This is a genomic window from Streptomyces sp. NPDC020490 (assembly GCF_044335305.1).
GTDB lineage: Bacteria > Actinomycetota > Actinomycetes > Streptomycetales > Streptomycetaceae > Streptomyces.
Map to the genome: position 1 here is coordinate 55034 of NZ_JBIRUY010000028.1, position 21309 is coordinate 76342.

The 21309-nt window shown below is 73.3% G+C and carries 22 protein-coding genes; 13 read left to right on the forward strand and 9 right to left on the reverse strand.

All coding sequences use genetic code 11. The features are described 5' to 3' along the window. Positions 1-143 precede the first annotated feature (143 nt). Complete coding sequence (locus tag ACH4ZX_RS26690; protein ID WP_398277650.1) at positions 144-557, forward strand: VOC family protein; 414 nt, start codon at positions 144-146, stop codon at positions 555-557. A gap of 34 nt (positions 558-591) precedes the next feature. After that, positions 592-1689 (forward strand): adenosine deaminase, encoded by a 1098-nt coding sequence (locus ACH4ZX_RS26695; protein ID WP_398277653.1) that lies wholly within the window; start codon positions 592-594, stop codon positions 1687-1689. Here the strand turns inward: ACH4ZX_RS26695 and ACH4ZX_RS26700 are convergent. Together ACH4ZX_RS26700 and ACH4ZX_RS26705 are read right to left on the reverse strand one after the other, a co-directional pair. Next, the gene (locus ACH4ZX_RS26700; RefSeq protein ID WP_398277656.1) at positions 1653-2168 is read right to left on the reverse strand and encodes a DinB family protein; all 516 of its coding nucleotides are present in this window, start codon (positions 2166-2168) and stop codon (positions 1653-1655) included. The two genes, ACH4ZX_RS26695 and ACH4ZX_RS26700, sit on opposite strands and share 37 nt — an antisense overlap. Before the next feature lie 25 nt (positions 2169-2193). Beyond that, positions 2194-3078 (reverse strand): LysR substrate-binding domain-containing protein, encoded by an 885-nt coding sequence (locus tag ACH4ZX_RS26705; RefSeq protein WP_360748503.1) that lies wholly within the window; start codon positions 3076-3078, stop codon positions 2194-2196. Positions 3079-3288: 210 nt separating this feature from the next. Here ACH4ZX_RS26705 and mgrA point away from each other — a divergent pair, with 210 nt between their 5' ends. Next, positions 3289-4281 carry an L-glyceraldehyde 3-phosphate reductase gene (gene mgrA, locus ACH4ZX_RS26710; RefSeq protein WP_398277659.1) on the forward strand — a complete coding sequence of 331 codons (993 nt, stop codon included), beginning with the start codon at positions 3289-3291 and terminating at the stop codon, positions 4279-4281. A 218-nt stretch (positions 4282-4499) separates the two neighbouring features. On the opposite strand, the gene ACH4ZX_RS26715 is transcribed toward mgrA, so the two are convergent. Further along, positions 4500-4883 carry a nuclear transport factor 2 family protein gene (locus ACH4ZX_RS26715; protein ID WP_398277662.1) on the reverse strand — a complete coding sequence of 128 codons (384 nt, stop codon included), beginning with the start codon at positions 4881-4883 and terminating at the stop codon, positions 4500-4502. A 374-nt stretch (positions 4884-5257) separates the two neighbouring features. Between ACH4ZX_RS26715 and ACH4ZX_RS26720 the strand changes: the two genes are divergently transcribed. Both ACH4ZX_RS26720 and ACH4ZX_RS26725 read left to right on the forward strand, forming a co-directional pair. Beyond that, on the forward strand, positions 5258-5668 hold the full coding sequence (locus ACH4ZX_RS26720; protein ID WP_398277665.1) for a hypothetical protein: 411 nt from the start codon (positions 5258-5260) through the stop codon (positions 5666-5668). A gap of 988 nt (positions 5669-6656) precedes the next feature. Continuing rightward, positions 6657-7112 carry an ATP-binding protein gene (locus ACH4ZX_RS26725; RefSeq protein WP_398277668.1) on the forward strand — a complete coding sequence of 152 codons (456 nt, stop codon included), beginning with the start codon at positions 6657-6659 and terminating at the stop codon, positions 7110-7112. 19 nt (positions 7113-7131) lie between these two features. On the opposite strand, the gene ACH4ZX_RS26730 is transcribed toward ACH4ZX_RS26725, so the two are convergent. Next, a complete protein-coding gene (locus ACH4ZX_RS26730; RefSeq protein WP_398277671.1) occupies positions 7132-8019 on the reverse strand; it encodes an RNA polymerase sigma factor SigF in 888 nt (295 codons plus the stop codon). A gap of 278 nt (positions 8020-8297) precedes the next feature. Between ACH4ZX_RS26730 and ACH4ZX_RS26735 the strand changes: the two genes are divergently transcribed. Next, positions 8298-8756 carry a helix-turn-helix domain-containing protein gene (locus ACH4ZX_RS26735; protein ID WP_398277674.1) on the forward strand — a complete coding sequence of 153 codons (459 nt, stop codon included), beginning with the start codon at positions 8298-8300 and terminating at the stop codon, positions 8754-8756. Between the two features lie 12 nt (positions 8757-8768). On the opposite strand, the gene ACH4ZX_RS26740 is transcribed toward ACH4ZX_RS26735, so the two are convergent. The 3 genes from ACH4ZX_RS26740 to ACH4ZX_RS26750 form a co-directional block, all read right to left on the reverse strand. Beyond that, positions 8769-9371: a ClpP family protease gene (locus tag ACH4ZX_RS26740; protein ID WP_398277677.1), complete on the reverse strand. Its 603-nt coding sequence runs from the start codon at positions 9369-9371 to the stop codon at positions 8769-8771. Positions 9372-9373: 2 nt separating this feature from the next. Then, a complete protein-coding gene (locus tag ACH4ZX_RS26745; RefSeq protein ID WP_360748476.1) occupies positions 9374-10027 on the reverse strand; it encodes an ATP-dependent Clp protease proteolytic subunit in 654 nt (217 codons plus the stop codon). 141 nt (positions 10028-10168) lie between these two features. Further along, positions 10169-11374: an epoxide hydrolase family protein gene (locus ACH4ZX_RS26750; RefSeq protein ID WP_398277681.1), complete on the reverse strand. Its 1206-nt coding sequence runs from the start codon at positions 11372-11374 to the stop codon at positions 10169-10171. Positions 11375-11545: 171 nt separating this feature from the next. On the opposite strand from ACH4ZX_RS26750, the gene ACH4ZX_RS26755 reads away from it, so the two are divergent. After that, positions 11546-12028, forward strand: a complete 483-nt coding sequence (locus tag ACH4ZX_RS26755) for a VOC family protein (protein WP_398277684.1) — start codon at positions 11546-11548, stop codon at positions 12026-12028. A gap of 87 nt (positions 12029-12115) precedes the next feature. Here ACH4ZX_RS26755 and ACH4ZX_RS26760 read toward each other — a convergent pair whose 3' ends face one another. Next, on the reverse strand, positions 12116-13123 hold the full coding sequence (locus tag ACH4ZX_RS26760; RefSeq protein ID WP_398277866.1) for a zinc-binding alcohol dehydrogenase family protein: 1008 nt from the start codon (positions 13121-13123) through the stop codon (positions 12116-12118). Between the two features lie 162 nt (positions 13124-13285). Here ACH4ZX_RS26760 and ACH4ZX_RS26765 point away from each other — a divergent pair, with 162 nt between their 5' ends. Beyond that, the gene (locus ACH4ZX_RS26765; RefSeq protein WP_398277687.1) at positions 13286-14083 is read left to right on the forward strand and encodes a VOC family protein; all 798 of its coding nucleotides are present in this window, start codon (positions 13286-13288) and stop codon (positions 14081-14083) included. Between the two features lie 64 nt (positions 14084-14147). Next, a complete protein-coding gene (locus tag ACH4ZX_RS26770; protein WP_398277690.1) occupies positions 14148-14846 on the forward strand; it encodes a ribonuclease H in 699 nt (232 codons plus the stop codon). 270 nt (positions 14847-15116) lie between these two features. Here ACH4ZX_RS26770 and ACH4ZX_RS26775 read toward each other — a convergent pair whose 3' ends face one another. Next, positions 15117-16496, reverse strand: coding sequence for an FAD-binding oxidoreductase (locus tag ACH4ZX_RS26775; RefSeq protein WP_398277693.1), 1380 nt, complete (start codon positions 16494-16496; stop codon positions 15117-15119). A 161-nt stretch (positions 16497-16657) separates the two neighbouring features. On the opposite strand from ACH4ZX_RS26775, the gene ACH4ZX_RS26780 reads away from it, so the two are divergent. From ACH4ZX_RS26780 to ACH4ZX_RS26795, 4 genes are all read left to right on the forward strand, one after another. After that, positions 16658-17677, forward strand: a complete 1020-nt coding sequence (locus tag ACH4ZX_RS26780; protein WP_398277696.1) for a beta-ketoacyl-ACP synthase III — start codon at positions 16658-16660, stop codon at positions 17675-17677. A 264-nt stretch (positions 17678-17941) separates the two neighbouring features. Continuing rightward, a complete protein-coding gene (locus ACH4ZX_RS26785; protein WP_360748455.1) occupies positions 17942-18184 on the forward strand; it encodes an acyl carrier protein in 243 nt (80 codons plus the stop codon). Beyond that, on the forward strand, positions 18181-19404 hold the full coding sequence (locus ACH4ZX_RS26790) for a beta-ketoacyl-[acyl-carrier-protein] synthase family protein (protein ID WP_398277699.1): 1224 nt from the start codon (positions 18181-18183) through the stop codon (positions 19402-19404). Before ACH4ZX_RS26785 ends, ACH4ZX_RS26790 begins: the two co-directional genes overlap by 4 nt. A 61-nt stretch (positions 19405-19465) precedes the next feature. Further along, positions 19466-21307: an acyl-CoA dehydrogenase gene (locus ACH4ZX_RS26795; RefSeq protein ID WP_398277702.1), complete on the forward strand. Its 1842-nt coding sequence runs from the start codon at positions 19466-19468 to the stop codon at positions 21305-21307. Positions 21308-21309: the final 2 nt, after the last annotated feature.

A 21309-nucleotide genomic window follows, 5' to 3' on the forward strand; every position in this document is an offset into this window, starting at 1 on the left:
GACACGACGCCGACAGGCCGGGCCGACACCCCGCCGGCGCCCGAAGCCACCCGTCCCTCGCCCGCGCCCGTCCGGCCGGGACTGGCGCCCGCGAAGTTCTACGTATAACCTCTCGCGTCGACCACCCGCACCGAAAGGCCACGATGAGACGCGTCGCCCTGGTCACCCTCGTCGTCGACGACTACGACGAGGCGATCCGCTTCTACACCGAGGCCCTCGGATTCCGGCTCGCCGAGGACAGCCCGCGCCCCGACGGCTCCCGCTGGGTCGTCGTCGAATCCGGCACCGGATCCGGCGGAACCGGCCTCCTGCTGGCCCGCGCCAAGGACGAGGCACAGCGCGCCCGGATCGGCGACCAGACCGGCGGGCGCGTCGGATTCTTCCTGCACACCGACGACTTCGCCCGCGACCACGCCCGGATGCTCGCGGCGGGCGTCGCCTTCCTGGAGGAGCCGCGGCACGAGCCGTACGGCTCGGTCGCCGTCTTCCAGGACCTGTACGGCAACCGCTGGGACCTGCTCCAGCCCGCCGCCCCCGCGGCCCCCGCCACCCACTGACCGTCCGCACCACCCGCCGAGGAAAGCCCCGCCCATGACCGCGCCGCGCATCGACGCCGACACCCTCCGCCGCCTGCCCAAGGCCGTCCTGCACGACCACCTCGACGGCGGCCTGCGCCCCGCCACCGTGGTCGAGCTCGCGGCCGAGGCCGGCCACACCCTGCCCACCACCGACCCGGACGAACTCGCCGCCTGGTTCGTCGAGGCCGCCGGCTCCGGCGACCTGGTGCGCTACATAGCCACCTTCGAGCACACCCTCGCCGTGCTGCAGACCCGCGAGGGCCTGCTGCGCGCCGCCGAGGAGTACGTCCTCGACCTCGCCGCCGACGGCGTCGTCTACGGCGAGGTGCGCTACGCCCCGGAGCTGATGGTGCGGCGCGGGCTGACGCTGCCGGAGGTCGTCGAGACCGTCCAGGAAGGGCTCGCGGCCGGCATGGCGAAGGCGGCCGCGGCCGGTACCCCCGTGCTCGTGCGCACGCTGCTGTGCGGGATGCGCATGTTCGACCGCACCCGCGAGACCGCCGGCCTCGCGGTCGCCTTCCGGGACGCCGGCGTCGTCGGCTTCGACATCGCCGGCGCCGAGGACGGCTTCCCGCCCGCCGACCACCTCGACGCCTTCGAGCACCTGCGCCGCGAGAGCGTCCCCTTCACCATCCACGCCGGCGAGGCGTACGGCCTGCCCAGCGTCCACCAGGCCGTACAGGTGTGCGGCGCCCAGCGCATCGGCCACGGCGTGCGCATCACCGAGGACATCCCCGACCTCGCGGCCGGCAAGCTCGGCCGTCTCGCCGGCTGGGTCCGCGACCGCCGGATCGCCCTGGAGATGTGCCCGACCTCCAACCTCCAGACGGGCGCGGCCGCCTCGATCGCCGAGCACCCGATCACCGCGCTGAAGGACCTCGGCTTCCGCGTCACCCTCAACACCGACAACCGTCTGGTGTCCGGCACGACGATGACCCGCGAGATGTCCCTGCTCGTCGAGCAGGCCGGCTGGACGGTGCGGGACCTGCGCACGGTCACGCTGAACGCCCTCAAGAGCGCCTTCATCCCGTTCGACGAGCGCAACGCCCTCATCGAGGACGTCGTCCTGCCGGGCTACGCGGCGGTGCTCCCCAGCAGCCCCCGCACGTAGGCGGCCTGCCCGACGTGCTGCAGGTCGTCCGACAGCACGCTGACCAGCCGCACGCCCAGGCTGACCGGCGGGTCCCAGCGCTCGTCCACGATCCTCTCCAGGTCCTTGGCGGCGAGGGAGCGCAGGGCCTGGAGAGTCTGCTCGTGCACCGCGTCGTAGTACCCGGTCAGCAGGTCGCCGGAGTCGACCCGCACCTTGGCGACCTTCGAGGGGCTGTGCCCGTAGCCGGTGTCGTGGCGGGGCAGGTCGAGCCCGAAGCGCTTGTGCCAGTCCCGCGCCGACCAGGCCTGGTCGAGACCGAAGGCGTCGGCGACGTGGTCGTCCTGGACGCGGGTGAGGTGCCACACCAGCCAGGCGATGGAGTTGGCGTCGCCGGAGGGGCGGGCGTTGAGGGCGTCGGGGCCGAGGCCCCCGACGACGGCGCGGACTTCTTCCTGGATGCGGCCGTACCCGTCGATGAGGATGTCCTTCGCATGCATGCCTCCACCATCCCCCAGCCGCCGCCTACGCGCCCCCCGATTCCAGCAGCGCCATCAGCGCGCGGGCCGCGGGGCTGGTGGCCTGCGGGGGCGGCAGCAGGGCGGCGCTCTCGTACACCGGCTCGCCGCCGTCCTTCAGATCCAGGGCGGTCAGCGACGCCCGCTTGTACCGGAAGTGACGCGGTACGACGGCGATGCCGAGGTTCTCGCCGACCAGGTCCAGGAGGCTGTGCACGTCGTTGACCTCGAGCGCGACCGTGCGCCGCACCCCCGCCCCGGCGAAGGCGGCGTCGGTGGCGCGGCGGGGCCCGAAGTCCGGCTGGAAGTCGACGAAGACCTCGTCGGCGAGGTCGGCCGGGGCGACGGTGGCTCCGGCGACGGAGAGCGGGTGCGAGGCGTGACACAGCACCGTCATCGGCTCGCTCGCCAGCGACACCGACCTGAGCTGATCGCTGTCCGCCTGGGTGCGGTAGGCGAACGCCAGGTCCAGCCGGCCCGCCGCGACCTCCTCCGCCAGCGCGCCCGACCCCGCCTGCCGCAGCCGTATCTCCACGTCCGGGTGGCGTCGCCGGAACGCGGCGAGCAGACCCGCGACGTGCAACCCGGCGATGCACTGCTCGGTGCCCAGCGACAGCGTCCCCCGCAGCACGCCCTGCACGGCCGCGACCGCCTCGTGCGCCGCCCGCACCTGCGCCAGGATCCGCTCCGCCTCGCCCAGCAGTGCCCGCCCCGCCTGCGTGAGGGTCACCCGCCGCGTCGTCCGCACGAACAGCGGCGTCTGCAACTCCCGCTCCAGCGCCCGTATCGACGCCGACAGGCCCGACTGGGACACCATCAGCCGTTCGGCGGCCCGGGTGAAGTGCTGGTCCTCGGCGACCGCGACGAAGTGCTGGAGGTGACGCAGTTCCATCGGGCCTTCTCTCGTGTCGATCGTCCGCCCATGGTAGGCAGCGGACGTCCGGCCGGACCCTCACGCCCGAGGCCGCCGGGGCGCGATTGAGAAGCCGCCTCGCTGAATCCCATCTGACTTGCCTGTTGGACCGCTGGCCTCGGGCCACGACAGAGTGGGGCCGGTTCCCCGGAACCGGTAATCCCGTGTGCCAATCCCCATGGAGTCGCGTTGTACACCGCACACCCCGACCGCTACGCGCAGATGCCCTACCGGCGCACCGGACGCAGCGGCCTGAAGCTGCCCGCGCTGTCGCTCGGCCTGTGGCACAACTTCGGTCCCGACCGCCCGGTCGAGACCCAGCGGGCCATCCTGCGCCGCGCCTTCGACCTCGGCGTCACCCACTTCGACCTCGCGAACAACTACGGTCCGCCGCCGGGTGCGGCCGAATCCGCGCTCGGCGAGGCGCTGAAGGCGGACTTCGCCGGCTACCGGGACGAGCTGGTGATCTCCACCAAGGCCGGCTACCTGATGTGGCCCGGCCCGTACGGCGAGTGGGGCTCGCGCAAGTACCTGCTGTCCTCGCTCGACCGGAGCCTGCAGCGGATGGGCCTGGACTACGTCGACATCTTCTACTCGCACCGCCCCGACCCGGACACTCCCCTGGAGGAGACGATGGGCGCCCTGCACTCGGCGGTGCAGCAGGGCAAGGCGCTGTACGTCGGCGTCTCCAACTACTCGGCGGAGCAGACCCGTGAGGCCGCCCGCATCCTCGGCGAGCTGGGCACCCCGCTCCTGATCCACCAGCCGCGCTACTCGATGCTGGACCGGCGGCCCGAGGAGGAGGGCCTGCTGGACGCGCTGGACGAGCTCCAGGTCGGCTCGATCGTCTTCTCCCCGCTGGAGCAGGGCCTGCTCACCTCCCGCTACCTCGACGGCATACCCGAGGACTCGCGGGCGGCGAGCGACAGCCCCTTCCTGAACACGGACGCGGTCACCGGCGAACTGGTCGGCAAGCTCCGCGCCCTCGACGAGACCGCCAAGTCCCGCGGCCAGTCCCTGGCCCAGCTCGCCCTGGCCTGGGTCCTGCGCGGCGGCCGGGTGACCTCCGCCCTCGTCGGCGCGAGCAGCCCCCGGCAGATCGAGGACAACGTCGCGACCATCGCCAACCTGGACTTCGACGAGGACGAACTGGCCCGCATCGACGCGATCGTGAAGGGCTGAGCCCAGGGGGTGCCGTCCCTCGGGGAGGACGGAGGACGGAGGGCGGCGGACGGCGCCGTGCGGTCCGGTCCGGAGCCCCGGACCGGGGGCGGCCCGGCCGTCCCCGGTCGGTCTTCCCGGCGTGGCCTGATCCGTCCGCCGCTCCCGGTGGGCGTCCGCTCGGTGGAGCGGGCGCGCCGGGAGCGGCGGACGGGTGCCCACCAGGGCCGGGGCGATCCTCAGGCCCCGGTGGGCACCCGGTCGAGAAAGCCCAGCACGTCGCGGATGCGGTCGTCGGCGTCCAGGGTGACGACGTCGGATCCGGCGACCGGTGCGGAGCCGTCCGCCTCGCTCACCAGTTCCCAGGCGAAGCGCGCCGTGTCGTGGTGGCCGTCCACCGAGCCCGTCAGCCGGAAGGCGAAGCCCGGGAACTGCTCGTGGGCCGCCGCGATCACGGCCGCGATCTGCTCGTGGCCGCTGACGTCGGCCAGCGGGTCGGTGTAGGTGCCGTCCGCGGACCAGGCGGCGGCGACCGCCTTCGCCCGCGCCTCCGGCTCACGCGCGTTCCAGGCCTCGAAGTAGCGGGCGACGGCGTTTTCGTAACGTTCGGTGTTCGCGGACATGGCTGATCGGCCTCCATCGGAGCGTGGTCGCTGCTCGGAATCCCGGATCCCGCCTCGCGCTGACCCGGTACCGCAACCATGCCCGCGGCGGCCGGCACCGTCGATTACCCCTCGGGTAATGGCCCGCACTCCCCGGTGGCGCTCGGCTGTCCCTCGGCTGCACCTCCGCCGATGGGCCGTCCGCCGGATTTCGGCCAACGGACGCGGTGAATATGCCAACAGACTGGCCAAAAAGTCGTGGTGACAGTGTTCCGACAGTGAACATACTCGACTGTGAGAGACTTCACAGAGCGAATCCCTGATCACTTACCGCACACGACCCGCACCGAAAGCGAGGCCGGCCGGCAGGCGAACGCCGCGACGGGGGAGCGACCGTGCACGACGAATTCCTGTGCCATGTCACCGCGTACGGCACCTGCGGAGGGCGGCGCATCGGAGTACCCCTCGGGACCTATCGCGCCCCCACCCTCGCCCTCGCCCTGTGGTGGCTGCGCGACCGCGCCAACTGGATCGCCGACCGCCTCGACCCGCTGCCCGAGGCCGGACACTTCCCGTCCGGCTCGCTCGTCCCGGTCGCGGACACCGTGCCCGACGTGCCGGCCGTGCTGCGCGCCTGGTGCGGCGATCCGGACCGGCAGGAACTCGTCGCCGACGAACTGGCCATGGGCCGACTGGTGCGGATCGCTGTCTGCGACGACACCACCGAGTACGAACTGCTCGCGGAGTCCGTCGACGCGCTGCGCATGCAGCGGATCGTTCCGGCGCTGGTCATGCCGGTCGGCTGAGGCCGCCCGGACGCAGCGCGCCGGGCGCACACCCGGCCGGTCGGGCCGACCGCGCCCGTACCGTTCCCGCAGACCGGGACGGGCTCCGCGGCGACGCACCCGGGCCGCGGCCACCGCGCCGGAGGCGATCCGCTCGGCGACGTCGGCCTCACCACGGCCGGGGCGGCCGGCGCCCCCGCGGGGCGCGCTCGGCGCGAGGGCCGACACCGTCGGGACGGCCCCCGGACCGTGCCCGGCGGGCTGACCGGCGACCAGCGTTCCGGCCCGCCCGCGTCGTCCCCCGGCACGGCATGCCCGCCTGGGAGGCGCCTGCCCCGACCGGCCAGGCGCGCCCACGTCCACGCCCTCCCGGGCGCGGGCGTGGGCGTGCGCCATGGCGGCGCGGCGGCGTCGGTCACGGCCGGCGGGCCGGGGCCTCTTCCCGGTACAGGCCGTTCAGCGGCTCCCTGCGCGGCACGACCTTGCGGTGGCAGATCCGCCGGCCGGCGTCGATCGACGCGGACCACGACGTCCTCGTAGGTCACGGAGCCGCACGAGCCGCCCGCCATGATGCCCAGCCCCTTGGAGCGGACCCGGACCCGGCCGTCGGTGACGTCCTCGACGACGACGTTGGTGACATGGTGCGCCACGGGGTTCGCCGCCCCCAGCGCCAGTGCCGCGTCGCGCAGGGCCGTGAGTCCGGTGAGCCGGCCCTGTCCGAAGTCGGACAGGTCGTGCATTCGGCCCGCGCCGCGCTCCGGTCGTCGCCCCTCGCCGTGGCTCCTCGTCGCCGTCCCTGCTCGTCTTCGTCCCTCCTGGTCGTCGTCTTCCGGGTCGGGTCCGGCACCCGTGTCCGCGTGCCGTCTCCGCGTACAGTGCACCGCAGGCGCCGGGCATCGCGTCGGCCAGGTGCCCTTTCCGGGCGGGACAGGGGACTGTGCGGCCCGGGGCGGGGTACGAGCAGTGGTGCAGCAGACGTCCGGCCAGTCCGGCTTCGAGAGAGAAACGCATGATCGACCAAGTGGGCGGGGCAGTGGTTCCGACAGGTTTCGACGTGCCCGTGGAGCCGCTTCGGCGGGCGGCGCACTACAGCGGTGAACCGGGGTGCATCGCCGAGGCGCGGTCCTTCGCCGCGCACTTCGTCGCCCGGCTGAGAACCGAATGGTGCGCCGAGATCGGCAGCCGCGCCGAGGACGAGATCCTCCTGGTCGTGAGCGAGCTGGTCACCAACGCCGACCGGCACAGCAACGGCCCGTACATCCTGGAGCTGGAGGGCACGGACGCCGCCGTCACCGTGTGCGTCTACGACAGCAGCGCCGCCCTGCCGCGCCGTTTCCCCCGTGACCCGCAGCGCGTCGGCCGGCACGGCCTGGAGATCGTGCACGTCGTCGCGGAGCGGGTCACCGTCGAGCGGGTTCCGGTGGGCAAGCGGGTGTGCGCCGTCGTACGCCTGCGCGGCGACTGACCGCGAGGGCCGCGCGGCCTCACGCGCAGCCGAGTTCGCCCAGCATGCCCTCACGCAGCCGCGCGATGATCCGCTTGATCAGGCGGGACACGTGCATCTGGGAGCAGCCCAGCTTCTCGCCGATCTCCGCCTGGGTGGCCTCCTCCACGAACCGCATGTGCAGGATCTGCCGGTCCCGTTCGCCCAGCTCGGCCATGAGCGGAGCGAGCGAGTGGAAGTCCTCGACGAGCCGCAGCCCCTCCTCCTCGACGCCGATGAAGTCGGCCAGGACCGCCTCGCCGCCCTCCGGGCCGTCGCCGGTGAGCGCGGCGTCCAGCGACGCGGAGTTGTATCCGTTGGAGGCGATCTGGGCCTCGACGACCTCGCGCTCGGAGATGTTCATCAGCGTGGCCAGCTCGGCGACGGCCGGCTCCCGGTCCAGCCGGCTGGCGAGCTCCTCGCGGGCCTTGGCCAGCTCCACCCGCAGCTCCTGCAGCCGCCGCGGCACGTGCACGGCCCACGTGGTGTCACGGAAGAAGCGCTTGATCTCGCCGACGATGTACGGCAGCGCGAAGGAGGTGAACTCGACCTCGCGCGACAGTTCGAACCGGTCGATCGCCTTGATGAGGCCGATCATGCCGGTCTGGACGATGTCCTCCATGTCGTCGCCGCGCCCGCGGAAACGTCCGGCGGCGAACCGCACCAGCGACATGTTCATCTCGATGAGGGTGTTGCGCGCGTACTGGTACTCGTGCGTGCCCTCCTCGAGTTCCGAGAGGCGCCGGAAGAACTGGCGGGACAGCTCCCGTGCGTCGCGCGGGGCGACGGCCCGCGGATCCGCGATGCCCGGCAGTGCCTCGTCGCCCGTGCCGGCCGCGGCGGTCCTGGTCGCGGCCCCTGCCTTCGACCGATTCACGGCGGTATTCATTCCCTCTCCCACGAAAGTCACGGTCCGACATCTTGTGCTGTCTGGCTCGGTCCTTCCCGGTTGCGCGTACCCCGTGCATGACGGACCATGCCCCCCGCGTGCCGCGTCGGCGGAAAACCAGCGCCGCCACCGCCTCTCGGGCACCTCCGCGCCGGCCTTTCACAGAGGCTGTGACGGGCGCGGATCGCCGTCCGGCGCCGGAGGCCGGCCGCGCGCGCTTCTCGCAGGGCGGAACGCCGGGCCCTTCCCACGGCGGCCGGCGTTCCTAGGCTGGGCAGGTGAGCAACCAGAGGCCGAACGAAGCCCGTGTCATTCCGCTGCGTCCGTCGCGTCCCTCGCGTCCACTGCATCCGTCGCGTTCTTCGCATTCGTCGCGTTCATCGCTTCCGCCGGCTCCGCGGCCCGCGGACGCTCCCGACGGGACCCGGAAGGGGGAGCGGCCCCAGGAGCCGCTCTGGCGCGACCTGGTCGGGGACGTCCTGCGCCGGGAACGGCTGGCGCAGGAACGCACGCTCAAGGACGTCGCCGACGCCGCCCGCATCTCCATGCCCTACCTCTCGGAGGTCGAGCGGGGCCGCAAGGAAGCCTCCTCGGAGGTCCTCGCGGCCGCCGCCCGCGCCCTCGGCCTGGGCCTCGGCGACCTGCTGTCGCTGGCGCAGGGAGAGCTCACCCGGCAACGGCACAGCGGCCCGAGGGCGTCGAGGACGCCGTACGACGGGCTGTGCCTGGCCGCCTGAGCGGCCGACCGGTCACACCGTGCCGAGGCGGCGGCCGAGCACCTCGTCGGCGAGGCCGTAGGCCACCGCCTCCCGCGCGGTGAACACCTTGTCGCGGTCCATGTCCGCGCGCAGTGTCGCGATGTCGTGGCCGGTGTGCCGCGACAGCACCTCCTCGACCTGCGCGCGGATGCGGACCATCTCCTTGGCCTGGAGGGAGAGGTCGGAGACCGTGCCCTGCCGTCCCGCGCTGGCCGGCTGCCCGAGCAGCACGCGGGCGTGCTCCAGCACGAACCGCCGCCCGGGATCCCCGCCGGCCAGCAGGACGGCCGCGGTGGAGGCCGCCTGCCCGACGCAGAACGTCGAGATCGGCGCCTGCACGAACGTCATCGTGTCGTAGATCGCCATCAGCGAGGTGAACGATCCGCCGGGAGAGTTGAGGTAGATCGCGATCTCGCTGTCCGGCGCCGCCGACTCCAGATGGAGCAACTGCGCGATGACGACGTTGGCGACGCCGTCGTCGATCTCGGTGCCGAGGAAGATGATCCGCTCCGACAGCAGCCGGCTGAACACGTCGTAGGACCGCTCGCCCTGCGGGGTGCGCTCGACGACGTTCGGAATCGTGTAACTCCCCATGGTCACAGCCCCATCCGTCGCCTCGTCGCGGCCGGGCGGACGTCCGCGAGGGACTCCACCACCCGGTCGACCATGCCGTACTCCCTGGCCTCCTCGGCCGTGAACCAGCGGTCGCGGTCGCCGTCCCGGGAGATGGTCTCCGGGCTCTGGCCGGTGTGCTCGGCGGTGATCCGCTCGATGGTCCGCTTGGTGAACTCCAGGTTCTCCGCCTGGATCTCGATGTCCGCGGTGGTGCCGCCGATGCCCGCGGACGGCTGGTGCATCATGATCCGCGCGTTCGGCAGCGCGTACCGCTTGCCGGCCGCCCCGACGCTGAGCAGGAACTGTCCCATGCTGGCGGCGAACCCCATCGCGAGCGTGGAGACGTCGTTCGGGATCAGCCGCATCGTGTCGTAGATGGCCAGGCCCGCGTGCACGGACCCGCCGGGGCTGTTGACGTACAGGCTGATGTCGGTGCGCGGGTCCTCCGCCGACAGCAGGAGCAGCTGGGCGCAGATCCGGTTCGCGGAGACCTCGTTGACCTCGGTGCCGAGGAACACGATGCGCTGTGCGAGGAGTTGGGCGGCGAGGTGGTCGTCGAAACGCGTGGGCGGGGTGTCGCCGTCCTCGGCCCGGGGCAGCAGGGCCGGACCCGGGCCGGCGGTGAGTGGAGACATGGGCGCTCCTTGTCGAGTCGTGGTGCGGCGGTGGCGCCGCGCCCTCCACTCTCCGCCCGGACGCCCGTCACCTGCGGATTTCTCTGCCCGCGGCAGATTCGCCGCGGGCGAAGCCGTCAGCCAGGGCCTCTTGAGGGGGCGTCAGACGAGTCCCTTCTGGCGCAACTGCCGGAAGAACGCCCGCACGTCCGCGACCAGCAGGTCCGGCTCCTCCATCGCCGCGAAGTGCCCGCCCCGGTCGAACTCCGTCCACCGTACGAGGTTCTCGGTGCGTTCCGCCTTGTGCCGCAGCGGGATCTGCGGCTCGGCCGGGAAGAGGGCCAGCGCCGTCGGAACGGTGGAGGGCTCGGCGGGCCGGGCGGCGCGGCCCGTGGCGTGCGCGCGCTCGTAGTAGATGCGGGCCGCGGAACCGGCGGTCCCGGTCAGCCAGTACAGCATCACGTTGGTCAGCATCCGGTCCCGGTCCACCGCCTCCTCGGGCCACCGCTCCGAGTCCGTCCACTCCCAGAACTTCTCGACGATCCAGGCGAGTTGTCCGGCCGGCGAGTCGGTGAGCGCGTACGCCAGGGTCTGCGGCCGCGTCGACTGCAGGACCGCGTACCCGGTGCCCTCGCGCGACCACTCGCTCCACCGGCGCCACGACAGCAGCGTCCGCTCCCGCTCCTCGGCGCCGAGCGCGTCCAGTTCCTCCGGCGTCGGTTCCGTCGCCTGGTGGGCGCCCGGCAGCAGGTTGAGGTGCACGCCGGTCACCCGCTCCGGATGGGCCCGGCCCAGCTCCCGCGAGATCGCCGCGCCCCAGTCGCCGCCCTGCGCGCCGAACCGCTCGTAGCCCAGCCGCCGCATCAGCTCGGCCCACGCGTCGGCGACCCGGCCCGCCTCCCAGCCGGTGTCGGCCGGCGGCCCGGACAGCCCGAAGCCCGGAATGCTCGGTACGACGACGTGGAACGCGTCCGCCGGGTCGCCGCCGTGCGCGGCGGGGTCGGCGAGCGGTCCGACGACGTCCAGGAACTCCACGATCGAGCCCGGCCAGCCGTGCGTGACGATCAGCGGGGTGGCGTTCGGCTCGGGGGAGCGGACGTGGGCGAAGTGGACGGTGGAGCCGTCGATCGTGGTGGTGAACTGCGGCCACTCGTTGAGCCGCGCCTCCGCGGCCCGCCAGTCGTAGCCGTGCCGCCAGTGGTGCAGCAGTTCGTCGAGGTAGTCCGCCGGTACGCCGTACGCCCAGCCGGTGCCGGGCAGGGCGTCCGGCCGGCGGGTGCGGTCCAGGCGGTCGTGGAGGTCGTCGAGGTCGCTCTGCGGGACGTCCAGACGGAACGGACGGATACTTTCGTCAGGTGCGGGCGTCATGTCCGGAAGCGTAAGCGCTCCGCTGGGGTGCTGTGTCATGGAGCGGCTGCCGCGCCGTCGTGGCTGGTCGCGCGGTTCGCCGCGCCGCTTCGGGGCGCTGCCGCACCGATGAGTCTTCCGGCGTGGGGCGGTCGATACAGGTGACCGAGTTCCACGCTCCAGGAGGTAGCCATGACCACCGAGGGTTTCGTCACCTGTCTCTGGTTCGACGGCCAGGCGGAGGAGGCCGCGCACCACTACGTCTCGATCTTCAAGAACTCCGGCATCGGGCGCGTCAGCCACTACTCCGATGCGGGACCGGGCCAGGCCGGCTCGGTCATGACCGTGGAGTTCACGGCCAACGGCCAGAAGTTCGTCGCGCTGAACGGCGGCCCGGAGTTCAGGTTCAACGAGTCGGTCTCGTTCCAGATCTACTGCGACGGCCAGGAGGAGATCGACTACTACTGGACCAAGCTCACCGAGGGCGGCGGCGAGCCCGGCCCGTGCGGCTGGCTGAAGGACAGGTACGGCCTGTCCTGGCAGGTGGTGCCGACCGGGCTCGTCGAGATGGTGAGCGACCCGGACCCGGAGAAGGCCGCCCGCACGACCGAGGCGTTCATGTCGATGAGCAAGTTCGACATCGCCGCCCTGGAGAAGGCGCACGCGGGCGAGTGACGGTGGCCGGGCCGGCCGGTCACTCGGCCGGCCCGGCAGGGCAGGGCAGGGACGGGTGAGTCGGGGCGGTCGTGGGCTCCGGGGCGTTCAGGACAGGTCGTTCAGCAGGACCGCCGCCCCGTCGAACCGGCCGGCCTTCAGGTCCCGCAGCGCCTCGTCGGCCTTCGACAGCGGATACGTGTGCGTGGTGGCGCGCACACCGTGCCGGGCGGCTCCGGCCAGGAACTCGCGGCCGTCCTCGCGGGTGTTGCAGGTGACGCTGCGCACCTGCTTCTCGTAGAACAGCTCGGTCTCGTAGTGCAGCGGCGGGGTGTCGCTGAGGTGGATGCCGGCGACGGCCAGGGTGCCGCCGCGGTCGAGGGCGCGCAGCGCGACCGGGACCAGGTCGCCCACCGGGGCGAACAGGATCGCGCTGTCCAGCGGCTCGGGCGGCGTCTCGTACGCGTCCCGCGCGGACGCGGCGCCCAGGTCCAGCGCCAGCCGCCGCGCGGCCGCCCCCCGCGTGAGGACGTGCACGGTGGCGCCCTCGGCGAGCGCCAGCTGCGCGGTCAGGTGGGCGCTGCCCCCGAACCCGTACAGGCCGAGGCGCCCGCCCGGCGGCAGCGCGGCCCGGCGCAGCGCGCGGTAGCCGATGATGCCGGCGCACAGCAGCGGCGCGGCGGCCACGTCGTCGAGCGTGCCGGGCAGGCGGTAGGCGAAGGCGGCCGGCACGGTCGTGTACTCGGCGTAGCCGCCGTCGGCGTCCCAGCCGGTGTACCGCGACGCCGGGCACAGGTTCTCCGCCCCGCGCGCGCAGTACCCGCAGGTCCCGTCCGTCCATCGCAGCCACGCCACGCCCACCCGGTCGCCGGCGGCGAAGCCCTCCACCGCGGCCCCGGTCCCGGCCACCACGCCGACGACCTCGTGCCCCGGCGTCACGCCCGCCCGGCGCACCGTCAGATCGCCCTCCGTGACGTGCAGGTCGGTCCGGCACACCCCGCACGCGCGCACGTGCACCAGCAGTTCGTCGTCCGCGGGGACCGGGACCGGCTTCTCGACCAGCCGCAGGCCCCCCGACTCCACGGGCCCGGGCGTGACCACCGACCACGCGCGCATCGTCCCGTCCGCCATGTCCGCACCTCCTCCCGTCGAAGACCGGACCCGGCCGTCCGGCTCCTTTCCAGTCTGGAGGGGGCCGAACCGTTCGGCGCGCGGTCCGGTGCGGGGATGGCTAGCGTGAGTGGACGGACCGACCGCCGATTCGGGAGGGCCACGATCATGGCCGTACGACCTGAGGGAACCCCCTGCTGGGCCGATGCGATGTTCGGCGACATCGAGGGCGCGAAGCGCTTCTACGGCGACGTCCTCGGCTGGACCTTCGGCGAGACGTCGTCGGAGTACGGCAACTACACCCAGGCCTACGCGGACGGCAAGGCGGTGGCCGCCGTCGTCCCGCCGATGCCCGGCCAGGACGGCCGGTCGCAGTGGTGCCTGTACTTCGCGTCGCGGGACGCGGCCGCGACCGCCGCGCGCATCCGCGACAACGGCGGCGAGGTCCTGATGGAGCCGATGCGGGTCGGCGACTTCGGCACCATGTGCCTGGCCCGCGAGCCCGGCGGCGCGGTGTTCGGCGTCTGGCAGCCTGGCGTCCACGAGGGCTTCGAGGCGACGGCCGTGCCGGGCGCCTACGGCTGGGCCGAGGTGTTCACCCGGGCCCCCGAGCGCACGGACGCGTTCTTCACGGCGGTCTTCTCCTACCGCGCCCGGCAGATGGAGGACGACGCGGTCGACTTCCGCCTGTTCAGCCTCGGCGACGACATGGTCCTCGGCCGGATGAGGATGACGGACGACTTCCCGCCCGAGGTGCCGTCCTACATCAACGTCTACTTCGTCGTCCCCGACTGCGACGACGCCGTCGCCAAGGCGGCCAAGCTCGGCGGCGTGCTGCGGTTCGGGCCGGTGGACAGCCCCTACGGCCGGTTCGCGGCGCTCGGCGACCCGCAGGGCGCGCAGTTCTCGGTGATCGACATCACCCGGGCCGAGGGCGAACCGCCCCGGCTGAAGGACGTCTCCTGAGGTCTTTCCCGGGGCGCTCCGGGGGCGGCCCGGGGCCCGGCCCGGGGCCGGGTGCTGCCGTGGCATGATCGAGGTCATGCGTGAACGTGTGGTGGCCGCGTGCGACGGGGCTTCGAAGGGAAATCCGGGTCCGGCGGCCTGGGCGTGGGTGGTCTCCGACGACGGGGGGACCCCGGTGCGCTGGGAGGCCGGCCCGCTGGGCAGGGCCACCAACAACGTCGCCGAACTCACCGCCCTGGAACGGCTGCTGGCGGCGACCGACCCGGGTGTGGAGCTCGAGGTCCGGATGGACTCGCAGTACGCGATGAAGGCCGTCACCACCTGGCTGCCCGGCTGGAAGCGCAACGGCTGGAAGACGGCCGCCGGGAAGCCGGTCGCCAACCAGGACCTGGTCGTGCGCATCGACGAACTGCTCGACGGCCGTTCCGTCGACTTCCTTTACGTGCCCGCCCACCAGGTCGACGGCGATCCGCTCAACGACTTCGCGGACCGCGCCGCGAGCCAGGCGGCGACCGCGCAGGTGGCGGCGGGCAGCGCGCTCGGCTCGCCCGCGCCGCCGCCCTCGTCCGGCGCCCCGCAGCCCAAGGCCGCGCGCCGTCGGCCCGCGGCCGCCAAGCGGAGCGGGGGCGCCTCGTCGCGCACCATCAAGGCGAAGTTCCCCGGCCGCTGCCCGTGCGGCCGCTCCTACGCGGCCGGCGAGCCGATCGCCAAGAACCCCCAGGGCTGGGGCCACCCGGAATGCCGTACGGCGGAGGCCGGCTGAGCACCGCGACGGTGCTCGCGGTGGTCGCCGGCACGATCCTCGCCGGTGCTCGCGTGACCGTCGGCACGATCCGCCGTCGGCGCCGGCCGGCCGTGGTTACGACAGCGGCCGGGACCCGCCGCCCGGTCCCGGCCGTTGTCGTGGCCGGGACCGGTCTCCCGGCGTGAAACCGCGCCCCGGGCCGCAAGCCGCGCCCCGGGCCGCAAGCCGCGCCCCGGGCCGCGCGCGCTCGTCCGCCGACGGCGCCCGAGGTCGTTCCGGCGGGAGTTCTCAGGCGTCGGTGAAGACCTTCCCCGGATTGAGGATGCCCGCCGGATCCCACACCTGCTTGATGCCCCGGTGCAGCTCCAGCACCGCCGGGCCGAGCTCCCTGGTCAGACCGCGCATCTTCAGCAGGCCCACACCGTGCTCGCCGGTCACCGTACCGCCCAGTTCGAGGGCCTGGTCGACGACCTCCTCCAGCACCTCCCTGCCCCGGGCCAGCGCACGCTCGTCGCCGCGCGGCACGACCAGCATCGGATGCAGATTGCCGTCCCCGGCGTGGGCGAGTCCGGCGATGCGCACGCCGTGCCGCTCGGCGGTGCGCTCGATGCGGGCCAGCATGTCGGCGACGAGGGTGCGCGGGACGCAGATGTCCTCGCTGAGCACCATGCCCAGACGCTCCAGCGCGGGGTAGACCAGGCGGCGGGCGGCGAACAGGGCGTCCGCCTCGGCCGGGTCGGCGGAGCGGGCACTCCAGGCGGCGCCGGCGGCCTCGAAGCAGGCCAGCACCGTGTCGGCCTCCTCGGCGCCGGCCGCTCCGGGCGCGTCGCACCGGGCCAGCAGCAGCACGTTGCCGCCGTCCGTGAGCCCCATGTTCTTCCACTCGTCGACGGCGCGCAGGCAGTAGCGGTCGACGAGTTCGAGGGCGCTGGGCACCACGCCGGAGGCCACCACGCGGGCGACGGCCCGGCCCGCGCCCGGCAGATCGTCGAAGAACCCCACCACCGCGTGCTCCTGGGCACGCTCGCCGCGCAGCCGCAGGGTGACCTCGGTGACCAGCCCCAGGGTGCCCTCCGAACCCACCAGCAGCCCGGCGAGTTCGAAGCCGGCGGAGCTCTTGGCGGTCCGGCGGCCCAGCCGGACCACCTCGCCGCGGCCGGTGACCGCCTCCACCCCCAGCACGTAGTCGCGGGTCACCCCGTACTTCACACAGCACACCCCGCCCGCGTTGGTGGCGACGTTCCCGCCGATGGTCGACCACGGGGCGCTGGCCGGGTCCGGCGGGTACCACAGGCCCTTGGCGGCGCAGGCCGCCCGGAGATCGTCGTTCACGACACCGGGCTGCACCACGGCGAGGCGCTCGTCCGGGTCGATACGCAGGATGCGGTTCATCCCGGCGAAGGAGACCACCACGCAGCCGGCGGTCGCGTTGGCGCCGCCGGACAGACCGGTTCCCGCGCCGCGGGCCACCACGGGCACGCCGCGTTCGGCGCAGTACGCCACGACGGCCGCGACCTCGGCCGTGTCGCGGGGCTGTACCACGGCCGCCGGGAGGGCGTAGGGCGCGCCGGCGGCCTCGTCGTGCGCGAAGGCGGCCAGCCGTGCCGGGTCGTCGATCACCCGTCCGGCCGGCAGGAGCGCTGCGAGAGCAGTGGGTTTCAAGGTCATCTCATGGAGAGTCGCAACCGGCGCCGGAAGGGGTCAATTGGCCCTTGGTACACGCCTCGCCGTGGGTGTACCAAGGGCCAATTGCCCGCCTGTCCGGCCATCGGCAAGCCTGATGCCAGGCCAGGTCAGGCCGTGTGAGCGGCCATGAGGAGGGTGAGTCGATGGCGGCGGTACTCATGGGAATCGGGGGCTTCCTCCCGCCCAAGGCGGTCACGAACGACGACCTCGCACGCACACTGGACACCACCGACGACTGGATCCGCACCAGGACCGGGATCCGGGAGCGCCGGGTGGTCGCCGACGGCCTGTCGACGGGGGACCTGGCCGTGGAGGCCGGCGCCCGGGCCCTGCGCTCGGCAGGGGTGAGCGCCGTGGACGCGGTGGTCGTGGCGACCACCTCGCCCGAGCGGCTCTGCCCGGCGGTGGCGCCGGAGGTCGCCTCCCGGCTGGGCCTGGACACCGTCGCCGCGTTCGACCTGACCTCGGCGTGCAGCGGGTTCCTGTACGGGCTCGCCACCGCGGGTGGTCTCATCGCGTCCGGCACCGCCGACACCGTCCTGTTCATCGGGGCGGAGGCGTTCACCACGCTCGTGAACCAGCGGGACCGGACCACCGCGCCGATCTTCGGCGACGGAGCCGGCGCGGTGGTGCTGCGCCGCGGCGAGGCGGACGAGCCCGGCGCGCTGGGGCCGTTCGACCTGGGCAGCGACGGGGCGCTCGCCGACCTGCTCGCCATCCCGGCCGGCGGCGCACGGCAGCGTTCCGCCGACAGCGGGCTCGGGCACGGCACGGTGCCGGCGGACGACTGGTACCTGCGGATGCAGGGCCGTCCGCTCTACACCCAGGCCGTCGAGCGGATGACGCAGTCGGCGCGGACCGCCCTCAAACGCGCCGCCTGGGCGGTCGCGGACGTGCACTGGTTCGCCGGACACCAGGCCAACATCCGCATCGTGCAGGCGGTCGCGGAGGAGATGGGCGTGCCCGACGAGCGGGTCGCGGTCAACATCGACCAGGTCGGCAACACGCTGGCCGCGTCGGTGCCGCTGCTGCTGAACGACTACGCCGCCCGCGGCGACCTGCGCGCGGGGCAGCGCGTCCTGCTGTCCGCGTTCGGCGCCGGCCTGTCCTGGGGCTCGGCCACGCTGGTCTGGCCCGACATCAAGGCCGAGCCCGTCGGCTGACGGGCGTCCCGCACCACAGGGCCCACCACCGAGTCACCGCTCGGCCTCACGGCCGGGTCCACGCTCGGCCTCACCGCCGGGTTCACCGCTCGGCCTCATAGCCGGGTTCACCGCTCGGACTTCACCGCCGACGGAGTGCGGCCGTTCTCCGGTGACGCGCTGCGCCGTCGTCTTCGTACCACTCCGTTCCATTCCACACCACTCCGTACCTCCGTCGTCTTCGCCCCTTCCCGTTCACCCCTTCCCATGTTCAGGAGGAACCGCATGAGCTCCGCATTCGAATCCGTCGTCGAGGTCCTCGTCGCCCGTTTCGGCCTCGACCCCGAGACGGTGGTGCCCGAGGCCACCTTCGACGACCTCGGACTGGACTCGCTGTCGCAGATTGAGCTGGCCACCGCTCTGAAGAAGCGGCTGGGCGTGGCGATCCCCGACGAGGAGCTGTCCGAGATGGCCGTCGTCGCCGACGTCGTCGCCGCGGTCGAGCAGAAGACCGCCACCGTCCGATGACCGGCTTCGCCGCCGCCATCACCGGGATCGGGCTGGTCACGCCGGCCGGCATCGGGACCAAGGAGAACTGGCACCGCGTGACGGAGGGCAGCCCCACGGCCGCCCACCACGCCGAGCTGGACGGCCTGCCCGTGACCATGGCGTGCCGGGTGCCCGGCTTCGATGCGGCCGCACTCGGCCTGCGGGGAGCCTGGCAGTGGGACCGTTACTCCCAGTTCGCCGTCGCCGCGGCGCGGGAAGCCCTGGACCACGCCGGGCTGCGGCCCGGTGCCTGGGCGGACAGCGCACGGGTGGCCGTCATCCTCGGCTCGGGTGCCGGCGGCACCGCGACCCTGGAGGAGCAGCACCGCGTCCTGATCGAGGAGGGGCCGTCGGAGGTCTCCTCGATGACACTGCCGATGGGTCTGCTGAACATGGCGGCGGGCCAGGTGGCGATCGACATCGGCGCCAACGGGCCCTGCATGGCGCCGTGCACCGCGTGCGCGGCCGGGGCCAGCGCGATCGGCCTCGGCCGGGAGCTGATCCGGTCCGGACTGGCGGACATCGTCGTGGCGGGCGGCGCCGAGGCGCCGGTCACCCCGCTGTACGTGTCCTCGTTCGCCAGGATGCGGGCGCTGTCACGACGGATGGACGACCCGCGGACCGCCTCCCGCCCGTTCGACGCGGGCCGCGACGGGTTCGTGCTCGGTGAGGGCGCCGGCGTGGTCGTGCTGGAGTCCGAGGAGCACGCGCGGGCCCGCGGCGTACGGCCGCTGGCCCGGGTGATCGGCTACGGCGCCTCCGCGGACGCGCACCACGTGACCTCTCCGCACCCCGAGGGCCGGGGCGCCGAACTCGCGGTCCGCGCGGCCCTCAAGGACGCCGGTCTCACCGGCCGGGACGTGCAGTACGTCAACGCCCACGGAACCTCCACCCCGCTCAACGACGTCGTCGAGGCCGGAGTGATCCGCCGGGTCGTCGGCGCGCACGCACAGGTCAGTTCCACCAAGGGAGTCACCGGGCACCCGCTGGGCGCGGCCGGGTCCATCGAGGCCGCGTTCGCGGCGCTCACCGTGCACCACGGCGTCGTCCCGCCGACGGCGAGCACCACCGAGGTCGACCCGAGGATCGAGGTGGACGTCGTGCACGGCACGGCACGCAGCGGGCGCGTGGACGTGGCCCTGAGCAATTCCTTCGGGTTCGGCGGCCAGAACGCCGCGCTGCTGATCGCGTCCGCCTGACCGCGGTCGCCCGCCTCCCGCGCCGGACCCCACGAACCGCCCCGCAGGAAAGGACTCACAGATGACCTCGTCGGCCCGCGCCGACCTGTCCCGGCTCCTGTTCGACGGCAGGTACGAGCAGACCCACCAGGACCTCCACGAACTGCTGCTGGACCCCGTGTTCGACCCCCGCCAGGGGCTGACCATGACCGAGGCCGGCAAGCTGGCCTACGAGCGGTCGAGGGCCGTGCACGCCGCGCTGGAGCGCCCCCGCGAGATCCTCGCGGACCCCTGGCGGCTGTTCGCCCTGGCCGAGTGGCCCTCGCTCCTGGACGTCTCGGTGTTCTCGCTGCTGATGGTGCACTACAACCTCGCCTTCGGCACGGTCGTGGAGCACGGCGCGCGGGACGACCTGAAGGACCTGTTCGACGAACTGGACCGGCTGGACTCGTTCAGCCCGTACATGGCCACCGAACTGGGCTACGGCAACAACGTCGCCGCCCTGCGCACCGAGGCCGTGTACGACGCCGCCACCGAGACGTTCGTGCTCAACACGCCCGACGCGCTCGCCCAGAAGTACATGTCGTACAGCGGGTTCCAGGACATCCCCAAACTGGCCGTGGTGATGGCCCGGCTGAAGGCGGACGGCACCGACCACGGAGTGTTCCCGTTCCTGGTGCGCATCAGCGACGGCGAGCGGCTGTGCGAAGGGGTGCACGCGGCACCGTGCCCCGAGAAGCCCGTCCAGGGCCTCGACAACGGCCTGACCTGGTTCGACCACGTGCGCGTCCCGCGCCGCAACCTGCTGCACGGCGACATGGGCCGGTTCGACGAGAAGGGCGTCTTCCGCCCGGCCCCCGGCAACCGGCGCAAGCGGTTCCTGCGCGCCATGAACCGGATCCTGCCGGGGCGGCTGTGCGTCTCCAGCGCGGCGACCGGCGCGGGCCGCGCCGCCGTGTACATCGCCCTGCGGTACGCGGCGCAGCGGCTCACCAACGCACCGGGCCGCAACGACCTGCCGGTCATCGAGTACCGCAGCCACCAGCTCGCCCTGTTCACCGCGCTGGCCAAGACGTACGCGATGACCCTGCTGCTCAACCACGCCAAGCGGGAGTTCACGGCGGCGCCGCGGGAAGGGGCGCCCGCCGAGCTGAACCATCTGGTCTCGATCACCAAGGCGCTGTCCACATGGGAGATGACCGAGGTCATCGCCGTCTGCCGGGAGCGCTGCGGGGCCCAGGGCATCTTCAGCGTCAACCGGATCGCGGACTACGGTTCGCTGCTGCAGGGCCTGGTCACCGCGGAGGGCGACAACCAGGTGCTGCTGGCGACCACGGCCGGGCAGATCATCGCGGAGGGCGACGACTCGGAGGAGCCGGCCGCGGCCCCCGATCCGCGGGGCCGCGGCCTCGCGGACCCGGAATTCCTGCTGGCGGTGCTGCGCCACCGGGAGCGGGAGCTGCTGCGGGCGGCCCGGGCGGCCATGGCGGACGACTCCCGGGACCGGACGTACTTCGAGGCGTGGAACGACACCGTCAACGACGGCCTGGAGATGGCCCGGGCCCGCGGAGTGCGCACCGCGCTGGAGTGCCTGACGGCCGCGGTGGACACGGCGCGGGACGACACGGCGCGCACGGCGCTCGGACTGCTGGCCGCGCTGTACGGGCTGACCGAGATCCGGCGGGACGCGGGCTGGTTCCTGGCGCGCGGCGCGTTGACGGCCGAGCAGGTGGAGCGGCTGCCGCAGGAGGCGGACGCGCTGTGCGCGCGGATCGCGCCGTACGCCGAGACGCTGATCGACGGGTTCAACCTGTCCCCGGAGCTGCTGCGGGCGCCGATCGCCGCGGCCGACTACGTGACCGCCTTCCAGCAGCGGACCGGCGCGTTCGGGCCGGCCGCCGTCCGGCCGGCCGAAGGGGGCTGAGC

Bases quoted from the DNA above. Each gene is read 5' to 3' on its own strand.
- ACH4ZX_RS26750 (WP_398277681.1), bottom strand. From the start codon at position 11,374: ATGACGCCCGCACCTGACGAAAGTATCCGTCCGTTCCGTCTGGACGTC.
- ACH4ZX_RS26740 (WP_398277677.1), bottom strand. From the start codon at position 9,371: ATGGGGAGTTACACGATTCCGAACGTCGTCGAGCGCACCCCGCAGGGC.
- ACH4ZX_RS26775 (WP_398277693.1), bottom strand. From the start codon at position 16,496: ATGACCTTGAAACCCACTGCTCTCGCAGCGCTCCTGCCGGCCGGACGG.
- ACH4ZX_RS26785 (WP_360748455.1), top strand. From the start codon at position 17,942: ATGAGCTCCGCATTCGAATCCGTCGTCGAGGTCCTCGTCGCCCGTTTC.
- ACH4ZX_RS26730 (WP_398277671.1), bottom strand. From the start codon at position 8,019: ATGAATACCGCCGTGAATCGGTCGAAGGCAGGGGCCGCGACCAGGACC.
- ACH4ZX_RS26770 (WP_398277690.1), top strand. From the start codon at position 14,148: ATGATCGAGGTCATGCGTGAACGTGTGGTGGCCGCGTGCGACGGGGCT.
- ACH4ZX_RS26715 (WP_398277662.1), bottom strand. From the start codon at position 4,883: ATGTCCGCGAACACCGAACGTTACGAAAACGCCGTCGCCCGCTACTTC.
- ACH4ZX_RS26725 (WP_398277668.1), top strand. From the start codon at position 6,657: ATGATCGACCAAGTGGGCGGGGCAGTGGTTCCGACAGGTTTCGACGTG.
- ACH4ZX_RS26690 (WP_398277650.1), top strand. From the start codon at position 144: ATGAGACGCGTCGCCCTGGTCACCCTCGTCGTCGACGACTACGACGAG.
- ACH4ZX_RS26745 (WP_360748476.1), bottom strand. From the start codon at position 10,027: ATGTCTCCACTCACCGCCGGCCCGGGTCCGGCCCTGCTGCCCCGGGCC.
- ACH4ZX_RS26760 (WP_398277866.1), bottom strand. From the start codon at position 13,123: ATGCGCGCGTGGTCGGTGGTCACGCCCGGGCCCGTGGAGTCGGGGGGC.
- ACH4ZX_RS26790 (WP_398277699.1), top strand. From the start codon at position 18,181: ATGACCGGCTTCGCCGCCGCCATCACCGGGATCGGGCTGGTCACGCCG.
- ACH4ZX_RS26795 (WP_398277702.1), top strand. From the start codon at position 19,466: ATGACCTCGTCGGCCCGCGCCGACCTGTCCCGGCTCCTGTTCGACGGC.
- ACH4ZX_RS26705 (WP_360748503.1), bottom strand. From the start codon at position 3,078: ATGGAACTGCGTCACCTCCAGCACTTCGTCGCGGTCGCCGAGGACCAG.
- ACH4ZX_RS26695 (WP_398277653.1), top strand. From the start codon at position 592: ATGACCGCGCCGCGCATCGACGCCGACACCCTCCGCCGCCTGCCCAAG.
- ACH4ZX_RS26780 (WP_398277696.1), top strand. From the start codon at position 16,658: ATGGCGGCGGTACTCATGGGAATCGGGGGCTTCCTCCCGCCCAAGGCG.
- ACH4ZX_RS26700 (WP_398277656.1), bottom strand. From the start codon at position 2,168: ATGCATGCGAAGGACATCCTCATCGACGGGTACGGCCGCATCCAGGAA.
- ACH4ZX_RS26765 (WP_398277687.1), top strand. From the start codon at position 13,286: ATGGCCGTACGACCTGAGGGAACCCCCTGCTGGGCCGATGCGATGTTC.
- ACH4ZX_RS26755 (WP_398277684.1), top strand. From the start codon at position 11,546: ATGACCACCGAGGGTTTCGTCACCTGTCTCTGGTTCGACGGCCAGGCG.